This is a genomic window from Streptomyces sp. NPDC051064, assembly GCF_044455985.1.
In the GTDB taxonomy this organism is placed as follows: domain Bacteria; phylum Actinomycetota; class Actinomycetes; order Streptomycetales; family Streptomycetaceae; genus Streptomyces.
Genome location: NZ_JBITFK010000011.1, coordinates 67,458 through 84,042, shown reverse-complemented (window position 1 = coordinate 84,042; position 16,585 = coordinate 67,458). Strand labels below are relative to the sequence as shown.

Sequence of the window (16,585 nt, the reverse complement as noted above, 5' to 3'; positions counted from 1 at the left end):
CGCCGTCACAGCGCGCTGATCCGTACGGACGGGCCGTCCGGGGCGACGTGGTCGGTCCAGTCGGCCGCCAGATGGAACGGTCTGCCCGGGACGGCGGCCGACAGCAGCCGCTGCCGGTGGAGTTCGCGTCCGTCCTGCGAGACGACGAGCAACGGCCGGGACAGCCGCCGCGCGGTGCGCAGGACGAAGCGGTCCCCCTGCGGGCGCGCGCCGTGGGGACCCGTCATGTTGGGGGCGATCCACCGCAGGGGTGCGTCGACGACCAGGGGCCGGCCGCCGCCCGCGGGTTCGTCGGTGCCGGCCAGGCGGTGCAGCACGGGCACAGCGACGGCCCGTCCCTCCTGGGCCGCGAACCCCGCGCGTTCGACGGCGTGCAGCACGTTCCCGGCGGCGAAGACGCCCGGCCGCGAGGTGCGGAACGCGGCGTCGTACGCCGGTCCCCGGGTGCCGGGGTCGAGGAGGATGCCACCACGCCTGGCCAGTTCGTGGTCGGGTACGAAGTCGCCGGTCAGGACGACGGTGTCGCAGCGCAGCGTGAGGGTGCGGCCGTCGTCGTGCCGCAGGGCCACCCCGGAGAGCCGGGTCCTGCCCGTGAGCCCTGTGACGGTGGCGGCGGTGAGCAGCGGGGTGTGCCCGCTCCGCAGCCGGAGCGGTCGGGGCGGCCGGCCGGTGACCATGGCGACGACATGGACCCCGGCGGCACGCAGGGTGGCGGCGGCCGCGTGCCCGACGGGCTCGTCGCCGACGACGACCGCCCTGGTGCCGATCCGCTGCCCGTACAGATGGACGGCCTGCTGGAGTTCGCCGGTGGTGTAGACGCCGGGCGGCCGGGTGCCGGGGATCAGGCGGGCGCTGCGCGGCCGTTCGCGGGCGCCGGTGGCGAGGACGACGGCCCGGGCGGTGATCCGCTCGAGTCCTGCGGGCCCGGTGGTCTCGACGGTGCGGGGGCCCGCCCAGCCGGTGACGGTGACGCCGGTGCGCAGCTCGGCGCCCGCGTCCAGGGCCGCGGCCACGCTCCACCGGGCGTAGGCGGGCCCGCTCGTCCCTCCTCGGGCGTACGCGGATCCGGTGGCCGACGCCCAGGCGTGGGCGGCCCGTTCGAGGCGCCCGCCGAATCCGCCGTGGTGGCAGTGGCGGGGGATCCCGCCCGCCTCCTGCTCGCGTTCCAGGATCTCCACCCGGCCCGCTCCCGCCGCGGCGAGTTCGGCTCCGGCCGCGAGACCGGCGGGGCCTCCGCCGATGATCAGGACGTCGATGTCGCGTGCGTGTCCGGTCACGGTCGCGCCTCCTCGAACAGGGCGCGGACGGCGGCGCCGCAGTAGAAGCCCTGGCACCGGCCGCCACGGGCGCGTGTGCGGCGCCGCAGGCCGTCCAGGGAGTGCGGCGGGACCGTGGAGGACAGCGCGTCCCGGATCTCCCCGAGGGTGACCTGTTCGCAGTGGCACACGAGTGTGCCGTACGCCGGGTCCCCAGCGATCAGGGCGGCGTTGCGGTAGGGGCGGGGGTACGCCTCGCCGAGGTTGGGCATCGTGAGGGGCGGGAGCGGGCGGGGCTCGGTGAGGTCCAGGCCGGTGGCGGCCAGCAGGCCCATGACGTGGCGGCCGATCGCCATGGACGCGGTGAGACCGGTGGAGCGGATGCCGCCCACGGCGACGTAGCGCAGTTCGGGGTACTCCTGGATGCGGTAGTCCTCCTGCCCGGTGGCGGCGCGCAGCCCGGCGTAGACGGCGGTGACCTCCTCGTCGAGGAGGGCCGGCACGATGCGGCGGCCCTTCTCGCGCAGGAGGCCCAGACCGTCGGCGGTGGACCCGGTGGCGGTCTTGTCGTCGAGTTCCTCTGCGGTGGGGCCGAGGAGGACGTTGCCGAAGACGGTCGGCGCGACCAGGACGCCCTTGCCCGCCGGGCCGGGAACCGGCAGGAGGATGTGGCCGACGAGCTCGCGGGCGAGCTTGTCGAAGACGATGAGCTGGCCTCGGCGAGGGGTCACGGTGAAGACGTCGTGGCCGAGGAGCCGGTCGATCTCGTCGGCGTACAGCCCGGCGGCGTTGACCAGGTGGCGGGTGCGCAGCGGGCCGCGCGAGGTGGTGAGCGTGTGGCCTTCGGTATCGCTCGCGATGCCCTGCACCCGGCAGTTCAGGTGCAGGTGGACGCCTGCCCGCACGGCCTGGGTGGCGAAGGCGAGCGGGGTGGTCCAGGGGCAGATGACGCTCTCGTCGGGGATCTCGAGCGCGCCGAGCGCTCCGGGCCCCAGGTGCGGTTCGACGGAACGCAGTTCGTCGGCGCCGATGATGCGGGACGCGTGGTAGCCGTTGCGCTCGGCCTTGTCCCGGAGCCGGGGCAGTGCGGCGAGCTGGTCCTCGTCCCAGGCCACCAGGAGGGCGCCGACCCGCTCGACCGGGATGCCGGTCTCGGCGGCGTAGTCGGCGAGGAGATCCCGTCCTTCGCGTACGAGGCGGGCCTCGAGCGAACCGGGGACGGCGTCGAAACCGGTGTGCAGGATCGCGGTGTTGGCCTTCGACGTGCCGTTGCCGATGTCGTCGGCGGCGTCGACCAGTGCGGTGCGCAGGCGGTAGCGGGCGAGTTCGCGGGCGATGGCCGTGCCCACGACGCCCGCGCCGACGACGGTCACGTCGTACGTGTCCTCCGCGTCCTGCTCCGAGGGCAGCGTGCCGGTGGTGGTGAGGGTGACGGTCACGCGCGCTCCAGCAGGCTGTCCACCGCGGTACGGAATCCGGCGAGGCGCTCCGACGCCTCCTCGGGGCCGATCCGTGGTTCGTACACGGCGGAGGGCCGCCACTCCGGGGTCGCGCTGCCCGGCGGCAGCCGCGGGTCGAGCCCGAGCCTGGCCACGACGCCGGCGCCGAGCGCGGTCACGTCGGGCAGCGCCGACACCTCGACCGGCCGTTGCAGCAGGTCCGCCTGTGTCTGCATGAGCAGGGAGGAGCGGGTCAGGCCGCCGTCGACCCGCAGCGCGGTCAGTGGGGCCCCCAGGTCCGCGGCGACGGCGTCCGCCAGGGCGACGACCTGCGCGGCGATGCCCTCGCAGAGGGCGCGGACCAGGTGGCCCGCGGTGGTGTCGAGGCCGAGGCCGGTCACGGAACCGCGCAGGTCACTGCGCCACCAGGGCGCGGCGAGGCCGGCGAGCGCGGGGACGAAGGTGACTCCCCCGGTGCCGTCGACCGAGGCGCCCACCGGGTCGAGGTCCGCGGCTCCTGAGATCACCCCGAGGTCGGTGAGCCAGCGCACGGCCGAGGCCGCCGTGTAGACCTGTCCGTCGAGGCAGTAGTCCGTCCGGCCGCCGAGGCGCCAGGCGACACAGCTGACCAGGCCGGTGGAGCCGGTGCTGGGCCGGGGGCCGGTCTGGGCGAGGAGGAACGCCCCGGTGCCGTACGTGCATTTGGCCTGGCCGGGTTCGAGTGCGTTCTGTGCCAGCAGGGCGGCCTGCTGGTCGACGATGAGGCCGGTCAGGGGGACTTCTCCACCGAACGCGGTGGTGGTGCCGACGGACCCGGCGCAGTCGACGACCGTGGGCAGCCGCTCGTCGGACAGTCCGAAGATCTTCAGGGCGTCGGGCGACCAGCCGACGTCCTGGAGGCCGAGCAGCTGGGTGCGTCCCGCGGTGGCCGCGTCGGTGACGAAGGCTCCGGTGAGCTGGTGGACCAGCCAGGAGTCGCTGGTCGTGACGACCCCCTCCCGGGTCAGTTCGCGGCGGATCCACGCCATCTTGGGCGCGGCGAAGTACGGATCGAGCGGCAGCCCGGTGAGCTGCTTGAGCTCGTCCCCGTGTGCGGCGAGGGCGCCGCAGATCTTTTCGGCACGACGGTCCTGCCAGACGACGGCGTCGGTGAGCGGCCGGCCGGTCGCGGGGTCCCAGGCCAGCACCGTCTCGCCCTGGTTGGCCAGGCCGACGGCCGCCACGGGTTCGGCGGCGTCCGCGACCGCCTGCCGGCCGGCGTCGAGGACCGACCCGATCAGCTGAGCCGGGTCGGCCTCCACGAGGCCCCCGGCGCCGTACCGCGGGCGCACGGGAGCGGAACCGGAACCGATCACACCGCGCTCGGGACAGATCACCAGCGCCTTGGTCCCGGACGTCCCCTGGTCGATGGCGAGCACCGGTCCTGTCAATCCACGCTCCAGCCGTGCGGGCCGCCCGGACCCGAGCGGAATCGTGATCATTCGGTCCCTGCCCCACAGTCGTGCAGACCACGCCCTGCGTCAAGCCTCCCAGAACATCCCGTCCGGAGCCGCCGGGGATGATCAACGTCCGGTATACGCGGGCTACTTGAGTAAGATCCGCACAGCCGCCGGAAGGCGGGCACGCGGCGCTCTACACTCACCGCCGAGTGGACAACCGGACGATGACCACCCGCAGTTCATGACCGAACCGCCCAACCCCCCACGTTCCTTGAGGATTCATGACGAGAAGAACCTGCGCCGTGCCGCTGTGCCCGGCCCACCGCCCCTCCCTCACCGCGTGTTCAGGGGCGGGGCGCACACATGGCTGCCGGTGACTTCCGGCCGGTCTACCACCCCGCAGGGCACGATCACCCGCTGCGTGTGGCGCTACAGGACCTGCGTACCGGCCGTTGGCTCTCCATGCGGAATCTGCTGGAAAGCACACCGGACTGGGCGCTGTGGACCCAGCGGACCCAGGTCCTCGCGGCCGTGGCGGCGGGCTCCGACACGGTGCACGCCTGGCTGGCCGAGGAGCCTCGGAGTGTGGCCGCGGCGGTGATGCACGCCCGGGTGACGGTGGAACGCGCCGTCCGCGCCCACCGGGAGAGGCACCCGAGGGCCGAGGAACTGTGGCAGGAGGCGTGGGAGGGGTGCCGCACCGCCGCGCACGCCTCGCCCGCGGATCCTGTGCCCTGGGTATGCCTCCTCGCCCTGTCCCAGCTCGACGAGGGACAGCGCCTGGAGGAGCACCGTCTGCTGCCGCCGGGCCCGATGCTGTTCCCGGGGCCGTGGGGTCTGCTGGCGGAGGCGGACAAACGTGATCCGTTCAATCGCGAGGCGTACCACCGGATGCTGCAGTTCGTCTATGCGCGACAGCCGGGCGGCACGCTCTCCGAGGCGGTCAACTTCGTCCAGTGGGCGGCCTCCTCCGCCCCGGAGGGCTCCGCGCTCCATGTGCTGCCGCTGTATGTCCGGGTGGAGCGCTACCGGCGCGAGCACGGCAACGAGCGGGCACTGGACCTGCACTGGGTCACCGAGGACGGCGAGCGGGACGCCCGGCGCGCCCTGCGCATCTGGTTCGCCGCGGCGGACCCGGCCGCCCGGTCCCTGCTCGACCTCAACCACCTGGCGCACGCGCTGTGGGGTTCGCTCCGGTTCGCCGACGCCGCCCCGGTGTTCCGGGCGATGGGCCCGTACTACACGTCCGTCCCCTGGGCCCACCGCACCCGTACACCGCAGGATCCGGCCAGTGCCGAAGACGTGTTCCTCCGGGCCCGTAGCCGCTGTCTGGCCGCCGAGCCAGAGCCCGGGAGGGAGCCGCCCGGCTGACCGGCCGGCGCCCCTCCGTGGAGAGGCCGGTCCGGCCGCCGCTCCGCCCCACGATTTTCCCCGTCCCCCTTCCCCCTGGAGGTCGTCTCCATGTCCATATCCGCCTCGACCCCGTCGAGCACGGAGCCCACGCCGCACAAGGACGAAGAGCAGCGGCTGCGCGAGCTCGGCTATCAGCCGGTGCTGGCACGTCGCATGGGCGGCTTCGGCAACTTCGCGATCAGCTTCTCCGTCATCTCGATCCTCTCCGGCTGCATGACGCTGTACGGCTTCGGCATGTCGACCGGCGGCCCGTCCGTGATGCTCTGGGGCTGGGCCGGCGTCGGCCTGTTCGTGCTCTGCGTGGGCATGGCCCTGGCAGAGGTCACCAGCGCTTACCCGACGTCCGGGGCCCTCTACTACATGGCCGACCGGCTCGGTGGCCGTAAGTGGGGCTGGTACACCGGGTGGCTGAACCTGCTCGGTCTGCTGGGCGCGATCGCCGGCATCGACTACGGGGCTGCGCTGTTCACGGGCGCCCTGCTCAATCTGCAGTGGGGGTTCGATCCCACCCCCGGCTCCACGATGGTGATCTTCCTCTGCATCCTGCTGCTGCACGCCGTGATGAACCTCTTCGGGGTGCGCCTGGTCAGTGTGCTCAACTCGATCAGCGTCTGGTGGCACCTGGCCGGTGTCGCCGTGATCGTGACGGTGCTGGCGATCGTGCCCGCGAACCACCAGTCGCCGTCGTTCGTCTTCACCGAGTTCGTCAACGACACCGGCTGGGAGAACCCGATCTATGTGGCGGCGATCGGTCTGCTCCTGGCGCAGTACACCTTCTGCGGTTACGACGCCTCGGCCCACCTGTCCGAGGAGACCTCGAACGCTTCGGTGACGGCGGCCAAGGGCATCGTCCGCGCGATCTGGGTCTCGTGGATCGCCGGTTTCGTTCTGCTGGCCGGACTGACCTTCGCCATCCAGGACTACGCGGGCACCCAGAACAGTGCCACCGGGGTCCCGCCCGCCCAGATCCTCATCGACTCGCTGGGGACGGCGGGCGCCACCGCCATGCTGCTGATCGTCATCGCGGCCCAGCTGTTCTGCGGCAACGCGGAGGTGGCGGCCGCGAGCCGGATGGTCTTCGCCTTCAGCCGGGACAACGCGCTGCCGGGCTCGGCGCTGTGGCGCAAGGTGAGCGCGCGTACGCAGACCCCGGTGCCCGCCGTGTGGCTCTCCGTCGGTGTCGCGGCGCTGCTGGCGGTGCCGTCGCTGTACTCCGCGACCGCGTACGGCGCGGTCACGGCGATCAACGTCATCGGGATCACACCCGCGTACGCCATCCCTATCTACCTGAAGCTGCGCGCCGGGGACCGCTTCCAGCGCGGCCCCTGGCACCTCGGCCGCTGGTCGAAGCCGATCGGCTGGATCGCCGTGGTGTGGGTCGCCGTGGTGACGGTGCTCTTCCTGCTGCCGCAGTCCTCGCCGGTGACGATCGACTCGATGAACTACGCGTCGATCGCCCTGGTCGCCGTGCTGGTCCTGGCCACGGTGTGGTGGTTCGTCGCGCGCCGTTCGTACAGCACACCGGCCGCGTACGGGAACGCCCGTGAGCAGGCGGAGATCGCCGAGGGCATCGTCTGACATCCGCCCCCCGGGCGGTCTTCAGCGCAGCAGCAGCTGGAGGCCGCCCAGGACGGTGGCTCCGATGACGATCCGGTCGAAGAGCTTCTGGTTGATCCGGCCGACGCAGGCACGGCCGAGGTAGGCACCCGGGACGACGAACAGCACCAGGGCCGCGTCCAGCATCAGCGACTGCGCGTCGATGAGGCCGAGTCCCACGCTGAAGGGCACCTTGGACGTGTTGACGATCAGGAAGAACCACGCCGACGTCCCCAGGAAGCCGAGCTTCCGGAATCCCGCGGAGAGCAGATAGAGCGACATCACGGGGCCACCCGCGTTGGCGACCATGGTCGTGAAGCCTCCCAGCACCCCGTAGGTCCGGGCCTTGAGGCGCCCGCCGCGCGAGGGTCCGCCCGTCTCCTCCTCCGCGGGCGGCCGGGGACGGGCGCGCCGACGCCAGAGGGTGACGCCCGCCATGAAGAGCAGGATCGCACCGATGGAGCGGGCCACGGCCTCGTCGTCGGCCCACAGCATGAAGACCGTGCCCGCCACCACGCCCGCGGCGACGGCGGGGAAGAGCCGCAGCAGTGTGGGCCAGTGGGCGTGCCGGCGGTAGACCAGCACAGCGAGGATGTCACCGGCGATCAGGATCGGGAGCAGAACTCCGGTCGATTCGCGGGCCGGCAGTACGGCCGCGAAGACCGCGAGGCTGATCGTGTTGGCGCCGCTGACGGCCGTCTTGGAGAAGCCGACGAGCAGGGATGCCGCCGCGAGCGCGGCCAGTGGCCACAGTGTGATGGTGTCCATTCCGGATCAGATGGTAGACACGTCTTCCTCTCGGCGGATCATCGTTCCATCCTGTGAGCCCTCGAGTGGCGGCCCTCGCTATGCTGCGATCACTCGAAACGTTCAAACGAACATCGCACAGCGGTAGGCAAGGGGGCCAGCATGCGGGAGCCGGTTGAGCTGAGGCGCAAGCGCATTCTCGCGGTGGTGCACGCACGCGGTGCCGTCAAGGTGAGTTCGCTCGCCGACGAGCTGGACGTCTCGGCGGTGACGCTGCGGCGGGACGTGGAGGAGCTGGCCAGGACGGGGATGCTGCGGCGCGGGCACGGGGTGGTCCGGCCGATGGGGGACGCCGGCCCGGCCACGGCCGTGCCGGCGGCCCGTGGCGGGGAGCCGGCCGGGGAAGGGGCCGCGATCGCCCTGGTCGTACCGGAGCGGCATTCGTATCTCTACGAGACCCTGCACGGCGCCAGGACCGCCCTGGAGGAGGCCGGGTCCCGGATCACCCTGCACATCGCCCCACAGGCGGCCGGCGCGGAACGGCCGCAGGTGGAGCGGGCGCTGGCAGGCGGGGCTCGCGGCCTGCTGATCGCCCCCCGGTGGCGGAGCGCCGCGGGCGAGGAGGCGGACTACGGCTGGCTCGCCGAACTGGAGGTGCCGACGGTCCTGATGGAGCGGCGGCCCCGGCCCGGAAGCGGGCTGCACGCCCTGGACTCGGTGTGTTCCGACCACTGGTACGGCATCCACCTGGCCGTGGACCACCTGATCTCGCTCGGCCACCGCCGGCTCGTCCTCGCCGCCAGGAACGACAGCCCGACCGCGCGCTCCATACGTTCCGCGTTCACCGACATAGCCGCCTCCCGGCCCGAGGTGGAGGACTGGTCCGTGGTGCTCAGCTCCCCGAACGCGGGCCCCGGGGAACCCGGCACACGGGAAGCGGTCCCGGATCTCACGGCGCTGCTGAGGGAGCGCGGTGTGACCGGCGCCGTCCTGCACGGCGACGAGGACGCCCTGATGCTGGTCCAGCGACTGGCGGAGAGCGGGATCCGGGTGCCGAGGGACTGCTCCGTGGTGGCGTACGACGATGTCGTCGCGGCGCTGGGCAGCACCGCACTCACCGCGGTCGCCCCGCCGAGGGCCGAGATCGGGCGGGCGGCGGCGGAGTTGCTCCTGCACCGGCTGGCGCACCCGGCCGGGACCACCGGCCCGGTGCGCCGGGTGGAGCTGCTCCCCCGCCTCGAAGTGCGCGGATCGACTCAGGAGTTGCCCCGCACCGCTAACTGATCGTTTGAACACTTCAATCTTCTTTTGATCGATCTATTGACCGCTACCGATCAGCCGATCAGTATTCCCGTGTCTCGAATCAGGAGCCGCGGGAGGCGCACATGCCTGGTCGACAGAGCCGTCGATCCGTGCTCGCCACGATCGCCGCACTGCCTCTGACGGGCGCGCTCAGCGCCTGCGGAGGTGGTGGCGGAGACACACGATCGGGCGGTACGAGCAGTACCGGCAGGAACGTAAGCAGCAGGACCGGCAGGAAGACGCGGATCACCTTCTGGTCCGCCCTGCGGGGCAGTCAGGAGGTCGTGGACGCGTTCAACCGCGGACACGACACCATCGAGGTCGATTACCAGCAGGTCCCGTCGGGGACCCAGGGCGGTTACGCCAAACTCAGCAGCGCCGCACGGGCCGGCAACGCCCCGGACATCGCCACCCTCGAATACCCGCAGGTCCCGGGCTTCGCCATCGACGGGGTCTGCCGCGACATCACGGACCTGGTCGGCGAGGGGCTGCGGGCGAAACTGCTGCCGCAGGCCCTGGGGCTGACCACCTTCGAGAAGCGGGTGTTCAGCGTCCCGCTCGACATAGAACCGATGGTGCTGCACTACCGCACGGACCTCTTCGAGCGGTACGGGCTGACCGTCCCGCGCACCTGGGAGGACTTCGAGGACGCGGCAAGGACCGTGCGCGGCAGGAGCGGTGACCGTCGGATGGCGCTCTTCCCGACGGACGGTGACACGCACCTCGCCGCGTTCGCGTGGCAGGCGGGCGCCCAGTGGTTCGACACGGCGGGCGGCGCCTGGAACGTCTCGCTCGCCGACGCGCCCACCCGCCGGGTGTCCGCCTTCTGGCAGCGGCTGACCGACCAGGACCTGGTCTTCATGAACGCGGTGGAGAGCCGTCAGAGCGATGTCCAGATCGGCAACGGCCTGGTGCTCAGCCGGCTCAGCGGCGCGTGGGACGCCGGTGCCCAGATGAAGGCCCGGCCGAAGCAGACGGGGAAGTGGGCACTCGCGCCGATCCCCCAGTGGGATCCGGCCGACCCCGGTGTCGGGACCCATGGCGGCTCGACCTTCGCGATCACCAAGGACAGCGCGCACCCGGAGGCCGCGATGGAGTTCATCGAGTGGCAGGTCTCGCATCCGGACGCTCTTCGGGCCCGGCTCTCCAGCGGTGCGAGCAGTCAGTACCCCGCCGCGCCGGGCCTGGTCGACGTGGGCCGCAAGGCCTTCGACCGGGCCTACTACGGCGGGCAGGACATCTACACCCTCTTCGAGCAGGAGGCGCAGAAGGTCCGCCCGGGCTGGATCTGGGGCCCCCGCATGACGGCCACCGGCAGGCTCATGAAGGACGGACTGGCGCGGGCGAGCGGAGGCCAGGGTTCCATCCTCGGAGCGGTCCGTGCGGCGGAGGAGGGCACCATGCCGGACCTCAAGGCGCTCGGTCTCTCCACCACCCGGCGCTCCACCTGACAGGCGATCCGCATCCCGTTCCCAGCAGCAGAGAGGCAGGTGACACCATGACCAGCGCCACCCCTGTGTCCGTACCGGCGGACGCCCCCGCCCGGCCGTCGCCGGAGAGCCCGGCCGCCGCCGCGCCGGCGCCCACCGCCCGCAGGTCCGCCCGGCGTCGCGAACTCGGCGCCTGCGGCGCCCTGATGACGCCGTTCTTCGTCCTCCTGGTGACCGTCTTCCTGATCCCGGTCGCCACCGCCGTCTACCTGAGCTTCTTCAGCGACGACCAGCCCGGGCTCGGCTTCGGCCCCGAGCGGACCGTCTTCGCCGGACTCCGCAACTACGCCGCCGTACTGGCGGACCCGACGTTTCTCAGCGGTCTCGGCATCGTCGCCCTGTACTGCGTGGTCTACATCCCGCTGATGGTGATCGGCGCCCTCGTGCTGGCGCTGCTGCTGGACTCCGGGGTGGTCCGCCTGCGGGGCACCGTCCAGCTCGCCCTGTTCCTGCCGCACGCCGTGCCGGGCATCATCGCGGCTCTGATCTGGCTGTATCTGTACACCCCCGGCATCAGTCCGGTCATCGACCTGCTCGGCAGTGCCGACATCACGGTCGACTTCCTCGGGGTGCACATGGTGCTCCCGTCCATCGTGAACATCGCGCTGTGGAGCAACCTCGGCTACAACATGGTCGTGTTCTACGCCGCCCTGCAGGCGGTCCCCCGCGAGGTCATCGAGGCGTCGGTCGTCGACGGCGCGGGCCCGGTCCGCACGGCGCTCCAGGTGAAGGCCCCGCTGGTGCGGTCATCGATCGTCATGGTCGCGATGTTCACGCTGATCTTCGCGCTCCAGCTCTTCACCGAGCCGATGCTGCTCAGCCAGTCGACCCCGATGATCAACTCCCGCTTCTCACCCAGCATGTACATCTACGACGCGGCCTTCACCCGCAACAACTACGGTCTCGCGGCGGCCGCCTCGGTCATCCTGCTCCTGTGCACGATCGCCCTCTCCTACGGCGTCACCCGCTGGACCAACCGCGCCAACGCCGCCGAGGAGGGCTCCCGATGAGTGCGTCGACCGTCACCCGCACCGCCTCGCCCCTGCGGCCCCGGCTCCTCGGGCGCTCCGTCGTCAACCTGGTGGTCTTCGTCTCGGTGCTCTACACCCTGCTGCCGGTGCTGTGGCTGGTGCTCGCCTCCACCAAGGACAGGGACGCCCTGTTCAGCAGCGACATCCTGTCGACGAGCGGCTTCTCCTTCGTCCAGAACATGAAGGACCTCTTCGCCATCGACGGCGGGCTGTACGGCCGCTGGTACGGCAACAGCCTGCTGTACGCGGTGCTCGGCGCGGCCCTGGGCGCGCTGATCAGCGTCGCCTGCGGCTACGCCTTCGACAAGTACCGCTTCGCGCACAAGGAGAAGCTGTTCGGCCTGGTGCTGGCCGCCGTCATGGTGCCGCAGACCGTGCTCGCCCTGCCGCTCTATCTGATGGCCTCAGGCGCCGGTCTCGTGAACACCTTCTGGGCGGTGTTCATCCCCGTCCTGTTCAATCCGTTCGGTGTCTATCTCGGCCGGATCTTCAGCCAGGGGTACGTGCCCGACGAGGTCCTCGAGGCCGCGCGGATGGACGGCGCGGGCGAACTGGCCGCCTACTTCCGGGTGGCGCTCCGCATGCTGGGGCCGGGTCTGGTCACCGTGTTCCTCTTCCAGCTCACCGCCATCTGGAACAACTTCTTCCTTCCCATGGTGATGCTCTCCGACCAGGACCTGTATCCGGTCAGCCTCGGCCTGTACTCCTGGAACAGCGCCGCGTCCGTGTCACCCGAGTACTACCCCGTCGTCGTCATGGGCTCGCTGCTCGCGGTGCTGCCCCTGATCCTCGCCTTCGCCCTGCTCCAGCGATTCTGGCGGTCCGGACTGACGGCGGGAGCCGTCAAGTAGCCGCGCCGCCCCGCCCGGACCACCGCACAGGAGAACCATGCCCAGCACTCCCCCCGCACCCCGCCGGCCGCGCGCCGCGCTCGCCATGGGAGCGGAAGCCGCAGCCGCGGTGCTCTCCCCCGACTCCCTGGCGGCGCTGGCCGAGGTGTGCGATCTCGCGCCCCTGCCCGCGATCGACGACTTCACGACCGAGGAGGCCAGGGCCGTACTCGCGGACACGGAGGTCCTGATCACCGGCTGGGGCTGCCCGCCGATCCACGCGGGTGTCCTGGCCGCCGCTCCCGCGCTGCGGGCCGTCGTGCACACGGCGGGCTCGGTGCGCGGCCATGTCACCGACGCCTGCTGGGACAGGGGCATCGAGGTGTCGTCGGCCGCGGCGGCCAACGCGCTCCCGGTCGCCGAGTACACCGTCGCGATGATCCTGCTGTCCGGCAAGCGGGCCATCGAGCGGGCCGGGGAGTACCGGGCCACCCGCGTTCGCGACAACTGGCTCGCGATGCCGCCCGGTGTCGGCAACTACCGCCGCACGGTGGGCATTCTGTCCGCTTCCCTGATCGGCCGACGGGTGATCGAACTGCTCCGGCCGTACGACCTGGAGGTGCTGCTCCACGACCCGTACGTCACGGACGAGGAGGCCGCCGGGCTCGGTGTCCGCCCCGTCTCCCTGGCCGGACTCTTCGTGGAGAGCGACGTGGTCAGCGTCCACACCCCGCTGCTGCCCGCCACCACAGGGCTGGTCAGCCGAGGGCTGCTCGCCTCGATGCGGCCCGACGCCGTCCTGATCAACACGTCCCGCGGCGCGGTCGTCGACCAGGACGCCCTCACCGACGCACTGCGTGCCGGCCGGATCCGGGCGGTGCTCGACGTCACCGACCCCGACCCGCTGCCGGCCGGCCATCCGCTGTGGGACTGCGACAACGCGCTCATCACCCCCCATCTCGCGGGTTCCCAGGGCAACGAGCTGCGGCGGCTGGCCGATCTGGCCGTCGGCGAGATCGCCCGGTGGGCCGCGGGCGACGGCTTCACCCATCCCGTACGACGCGAAAGGCTGGCATTTCTCGCATGACCTCCACTCCCTTTCAACTCCCCTCCGAGGACCGCGCGCGGAGCCCGTACACCGGCTACACCCGGGACCACTGGGAAGCCGTGGCGGACGGACTGCTGGACGCCGCCTGGAAGTGGGCCACCCCCGGCCGGGCCCTCCTCGACCTGCCGGGCCGCCCCTCCCGCTCGGGGGTCCGGTCCGACGGCCTGGAGGGCTATGCCCGTACGTTCCTCACCGCCGCGTTCCGGGTCGCCGGCGCGGAGGGCAAGGATCCGCACAACTGGCTGGAGCGGTACGCCGACGGGCTCACCGCCGGTACGCGTTCGGCCGGGCGCGACGACGCCGAGTCCTGGCCGCTGATCCTGGACCACACCGTCTTCGGCCAGCCGATGGTGGAGTCGGCCTCGGTGGCGATCGGGCTGCGGCTCACCCGGCCGTGGCTGTGGGACCGCCTGGACGCCACCACGCAGGACCGTGCGGAGGAGTGGCTGCGGGGCGCCCTGCGGCACACTCCCGCGCCCAACAACTGGTATCTCTTCCCCTTCTCCGTCGCCGGGTTCCTGGAGTCGGTGGGGCGGGGCGACGCGGAGACGGCCCGGGGCCGGCAGCGGGCGCTCGACCTGCTGGAGGTCTGGTACCGCGGCGAGGGCTGGTACGCCGACGGGGACGGGCGCGCCTTCGACCACTACAACGGCTGGGCGCTGCACCTGTATCCGGTGCTGGACGCGTATCTGTCGGGTGACGCGGAGCTGTCCGCGCACTACGGGGCACGGCTGAGCGAACATCTGGAGAGCTTCTCGCTGATGTTCGGCGCTGACGGCTCTCCGCTGCACTTCGGGCGCTCCCTCACCTACCGTTTCGCGGCGGGGGCGGCGGTCGGGATGGGCGCCGTGGCCGGGCACACCCCTCTGGCTCCGGGCGTCTCGCGCCGGCTGATCAGCGGTTCGCTGCGGTACTTCCTGGAGCGCGGGTCGGCCGGGGACGACGGTCTACTGAGCCTGGGCTGGCACGGGCCGCACGACGCGACGCTCCAGGTGTACTCCGGTCCGTCGTCGCCGTACTGGGCGTCGAAGGCCTTCGTCGCTTTGCTCGCCCCGGCGGAGCATCCGCTGTGGACGGCGGACGAGGAGCCCGCCCCGAGCGAGGGTCCGGACCGGGTACTGGCGCTCCCGTCGCCGGGACTGCTGGTGCAGTCGACACGGGCGGACGGCGTGGTGCGGCTGCACAATCACGGCAGTGACCATGTCCGGCCGCACGAGGGCGAGACGGCGGACCTCTCGGACCCGCTCTACGCGCGCCTCGCGTATTCGACGGCCACCGGCCCGACGGCGTCCGCGAACACCGCGGACAACCATCTGTCGGTGCGAGTGGGTGGCTCCCGCAGCAGCCGGGTCCGCATCCACCCGCTGGGCGCCGGACATGGCGAGGGCTGGGGCTGGGCCGCGTCCTGGCACCGTCCGGTCTTCCCGGAGGGCCCGCCGACGGTACCGGGGCTGCGGGTGGAGAGCGTCACCGTCGTCCGGGGCAGGTACGAACTGCGGGTGCACCGGGTCCTGGGCGCCCCCGCCGGGACACGGGCCGAGCTGACCGGCTGGGCGACGGACCCCCAGGGCCCGGTGCGTTCCGCGTTGCACGGACTGTACGGCTGGCCGGAGCAGGAGGACGTACGCGCTCCGCAGGGCACGGCGTTCACGCGGTGGGCCGTGCTGCCCCGGCTGGGTGCCGAGGTGGAGGGAACCGAGGTGCTGGTGGCGCTGGCCTCGCTCACCGGGGAAGCGGACACCGGGCCTCTCGGTGCGGCGGTGAGCGGAGTGGACGTGAACGGGGAGACGGTCACGGTGCGCTGGGCCGACGACGGTGCGACGACCCGTATCGGCTTCGCACCGCTGGAGGTCACCCACGTTCCCTGAGCCGCTCGGCAAACGGAGAGTTGCACTTGTCTTAACGGAATACTGCGGAACCGGTAATACAACGGGGCCGTTCCCGGAACTCCACAGAATCCCCTGAAATCATTTCCGGAGATCACGTCGCACAGTTACGCTGAGCCCGCTTCGCCGAATGGTGGAGCGACTGCCGAAACGCCCAGGGAGGGGCGTGGACAGCAGTTTCGGGGTGGGGAATTCAGGGGGCTGCTCCGCCATGCCGTGGAGACGGCTGACGGCGCACGACTGGGCCGTGCCGTTCATTCGACGAATCCGCCGATAAAGCGACCGGAAACCATGGCGAACCCTTTGTCCCGCAGGCCCGGAATTCTTTGACGACAAGTGAGGAAGACCCTGTGCGACGCATCACGTCCGTTTTTCTTTCCCTGAGTGCCCTTGTTGCGGCCTCCGCGCTGGCCGTACCGGCGGCCGGGGCCGCACCGGCGGTGGACAGACCGGCCGCCGTGCCCAGCGGTTGGGAGGCGGTGGACGGCGCCGAGCTGGCGCGTACCGCCGAGGGGACAGACGCCCGGCAGGCCCCGTTCGCGTCCGGTGAGGGTGTCTCCGCCACGGCCGGGGAGACCGAACTCGTAGCCCTGCAGTCGGGCCGCAACGCGCAGTTCGTCGCCACCGAGGTGAACTACTCCGCTCCGAACACCGGTGTACTGCGGGCCCGTTCCCTGGAAGTCGGCGGGTCATGGGAGGGATTCGCCTTCGAGTGGGACGACGCCTCGGCGACGTTCGCCATGAAGTCCCTGGCGAACAACCGCTATGTGGCGGTCGAGAAGAACTACACCGGCAGCGCACAGAACGTGCTGCGCGCGCGTTCCACGAGCGTGGGCGGCTGGGAACGGTTCGTCCTGTACTACAACGAGGTCCTGGACCGCTGGGCGCTCCAGTCCACGCTGAACGGGCTGTTCGTCACCATGGAGAACAGCTACACCGGATCGCTCCAGTACGTGCTGCGCGCCCGGTCGGCCGACATCACCGGGGCCTGGGAGGAGTTCGTCCTCTACGACCTCGGCGCCTGACACCCTGACACGTCTCCGGGGTC

At 71.6% G+C, this 16,585-nt stretch carries 13 protein-coding genes; 9 read left to right on the top strand and 4 right to left on the bottom strand.

The features are described 5' to 3' along the window. Positions 1-5 precede the first annotated feature (5 nt). The 3 genes from ACIBCU_RS32790 to ACIBCU_RS32780 are packed head-to-tail and all read right to left on the bottom strand — an operon-like array spanning position 6 to position 4,125. Positions 6-1,277 carry an FAD-dependent oxidoreductase gene (locus tag ACIBCU_RS32790; protein WP_362928348.1) on the bottom strand — a complete coding sequence of 424 codons (1,272 nt, stop codon included), beginning with the start codon at positions 1,275-1,277 and terminating at the stop codon, positions 6-8. Beyond that, on the bottom strand, positions 1,274-2,695 hold the full coding sequence (locus ACIBCU_RS32785; protein ID WP_399235889.1) for an FAD-dependent oxidoreductase: 1,422 nt from the start codon (positions 2,693-2,695) through the stop codon (positions 1,274-1,276). The genes ACIBCU_RS32790 and ACIBCU_RS32785 overlap by 4 nt, the downstream gene beginning before the upstream one ends. Continuing rightward, the gene (locus tag ACIBCU_RS32780) at positions 2,692-4,125 is read right to left on the bottom strand and encodes an FGGY family carbohydrate kinase (RefSeq protein ID WP_399235887.1); all 1,434 of its coding nucleotides are present in this window, start codon (positions 4,123-4,125) and stop codon (positions 2,692-2,694) included. The genes ACIBCU_RS32785 and ACIBCU_RS32780 overlap by 4 nt, the downstream gene beginning before the upstream one ends. A 372-nt stretch (positions 4,126-4,497) precedes the next feature. On the opposite strand from ACIBCU_RS32780, the gene ACIBCU_RS32775 reads away from it, so the two are divergent. Together ACIBCU_RS32775 and ACIBCU_RS32770 are read left to right on the top strand one after the other, a co-directional pair. Then, positions 4,498-5,505 (top strand): hypothetical protein, encoded by a 1,008-nt coding sequence (locus ACIBCU_RS32775; protein ID WP_399235885.1) that lies wholly within the window; start codon positions 4,498-4,500, stop codon positions 5,503-5,505. 90 nt (positions 5,506-5,595) lie between these two features. Beyond that, a complete protein-coding gene (locus tag ACIBCU_RS32770; protein WP_362928341.1) occupies positions 5,596-7,125 on the top strand; it encodes an amino acid permease in 1,530 nt (509 codons plus the stop codon). A 21-nt stretch (positions 7,126-7,146) separates the two neighbouring features. On the opposite strand, the gene ACIBCU_RS32765 is transcribed toward ACIBCU_RS32770, so the two are convergent. After that, entirely contained in the window at positions 7,147-7,911 is a 765-nt protein-coding gene (locus ACIBCU_RS32765) for a sulfite exporter TauE/SafE family protein (protein ID WP_399235882.1), read from the bottom strand. 141 nt (positions 7,912-8,052) lie between these two features. On the opposite strand from ACIBCU_RS32765, the gene ACIBCU_RS32760 reads away from it, so the two are divergent. The 7 genes from ACIBCU_RS32760 to ACIBCU_RS32730 all read left to right on the top strand — a co-directional run bounded on the left by ACIBCU_RS32760 (position 8,053) and on the right by ACIBCU_RS32730 (position 16,562). Continuing rightward, positions 8,053-9,174 carry a substrate-binding domain-containing protein gene (locus ACIBCU_RS32760; protein ID WP_399235880.1) on the top strand — a complete coding sequence of 374 codons (1,122 nt, stop codon included), beginning with the start codon at positions 8,053-8,055 and terminating at the stop codon, positions 9,172-9,174. A 101-nt stretch (positions 9,175-9,275) separates the two neighbouring features. Then, positions 9,276-10,643 (top strand): ABC transporter substrate-binding protein, encoded by a 1,368-nt coding sequence (locus ACIBCU_RS32755; protein WP_399235877.1) that lies wholly within the window; start codon positions 9,276-9,278, stop codon positions 10,641-10,643. 47 nt (positions 10,644-10,690) lie between these two features. Then, entirely contained in the window at positions 10,691-11,692 is a 1,002-nt protein-coding gene (locus ACIBCU_RS32750) for a carbohydrate ABC transporter permease (protein WP_399235875.1), read from the top strand. After that, positions 11,689-12,564, top strand: coding sequence for a carbohydrate ABC transporter permease (locus tag ACIBCU_RS32745; protein ID WP_362928331.1), 876 nt, complete (start codon positions 11,689-11,691; stop codon positions 12,562-12,564). The genes ACIBCU_RS32750 and ACIBCU_RS32745 overlap by 4 nt, the downstream gene beginning before the upstream one ends. Positions 12,565-12,601: 37 nt before the next feature. Then, positions 12,602-13,630 (top strand): hydroxyacid dehydrogenase, encoded by a 1,029-nt coding sequence (locus ACIBCU_RS32740; RefSeq protein ID WP_362928329.1) that lies wholly within the window; start codon positions 12,602-12,604, stop codon positions 13,628-13,630. Continuing rightward, positions 13,627-15,519: a DUF2264 domain-containing protein gene (locus tag ACIBCU_RS32735; protein WP_399235872.1), complete on the top strand. Its 1,893-nt coding sequence runs from the start codon at positions 13,627-13,629 to the stop codon at positions 15,517-15,519. The genes ACIBCU_RS32740 and ACIBCU_RS32735 overlap by 4 nt, the downstream gene beginning before the upstream one ends. Before the next feature lie 377 nt (positions 15,520-15,896). Further along, a complete protein-coding gene (locus ACIBCU_RS32730) occupies positions 15,897-16,562 on the top strand; it encodes a fascin domain-containing protein (RefSeq protein ID WP_399236133.1) in 666 nt (221 codons plus the stop codon). Positions 16,563-16,585: the final 23 nt, after the last annotated feature.

What these genes read in the sequence shown, in the direction of transcription:
- ACIBCU_RS32750 (WP_399235875.1), top strand. Translation starts at nt 10,691, where the DNA reads ATGACCAGCGCCACCCCTGTGTCCGTACCGGCGGACGCCCCCGCCCGG.
- ACIBCU_RS32760 (WP_399235880.1), top strand. Translation starts at nt 8,053, where the DNA reads ATGCGGGAGCCGGTTGAGCTGAGGCGCAAGCGCATTCTCGCGGTGGTG.
- ACIBCU_RS32735 (WP_399235872.1), top strand. Translation starts at nt 13,627, where the DNA reads ATGACCTCCACTCCCTTTCAACTCCCCTCCGAGGACCGCGCGCGGAGC.
- ACIBCU_RS32755 (WP_399235877.1), top strand. Translation starts at nt 9,276, where the DNA reads ATGCCTGGTCGACAGAGCCGTCGATCCGTGCTCGCCACGATCGCCGCA.
- ACIBCU_RS32740 (WP_362928329.1), top strand. Translation starts at nt 12,602, where the DNA reads ATGCCCAGCACTCCCCCCGCACCCCGCCGGCCGCGCGCCGCGCTCGCC.
- ACIBCU_RS32765 (WP_399235882.1), bottom strand. Translation starts at nt 7,911, where the DNA reads ATGGACACCATCACACTGTGGCCACTGGCCGCGCTCGCGGCGGCATCC.
- ACIBCU_RS32745 (WP_362928331.1), top strand. Translation starts at nt 11,689, where the DNA reads ATGAGTGCGTCGACCGTCACCCGCACCGCCTCGCCCCTGCGGCCCCGG.
- ACIBCU_RS32775 (WP_399235885.1), top strand. Translation starts at nt 4,498, where the DNA reads ATGGCTGCCGGTGACTTCCGGCCGGTCTACCACCCCGCAGGGCACGAT.
- ACIBCU_RS32770 (WP_362928341.1), top strand. Translation starts at nt 5,596, where the DNA reads ATGTCCATATCCGCCTCGACCCCGTCGAGCACGGAGCCCACGCCGCAC.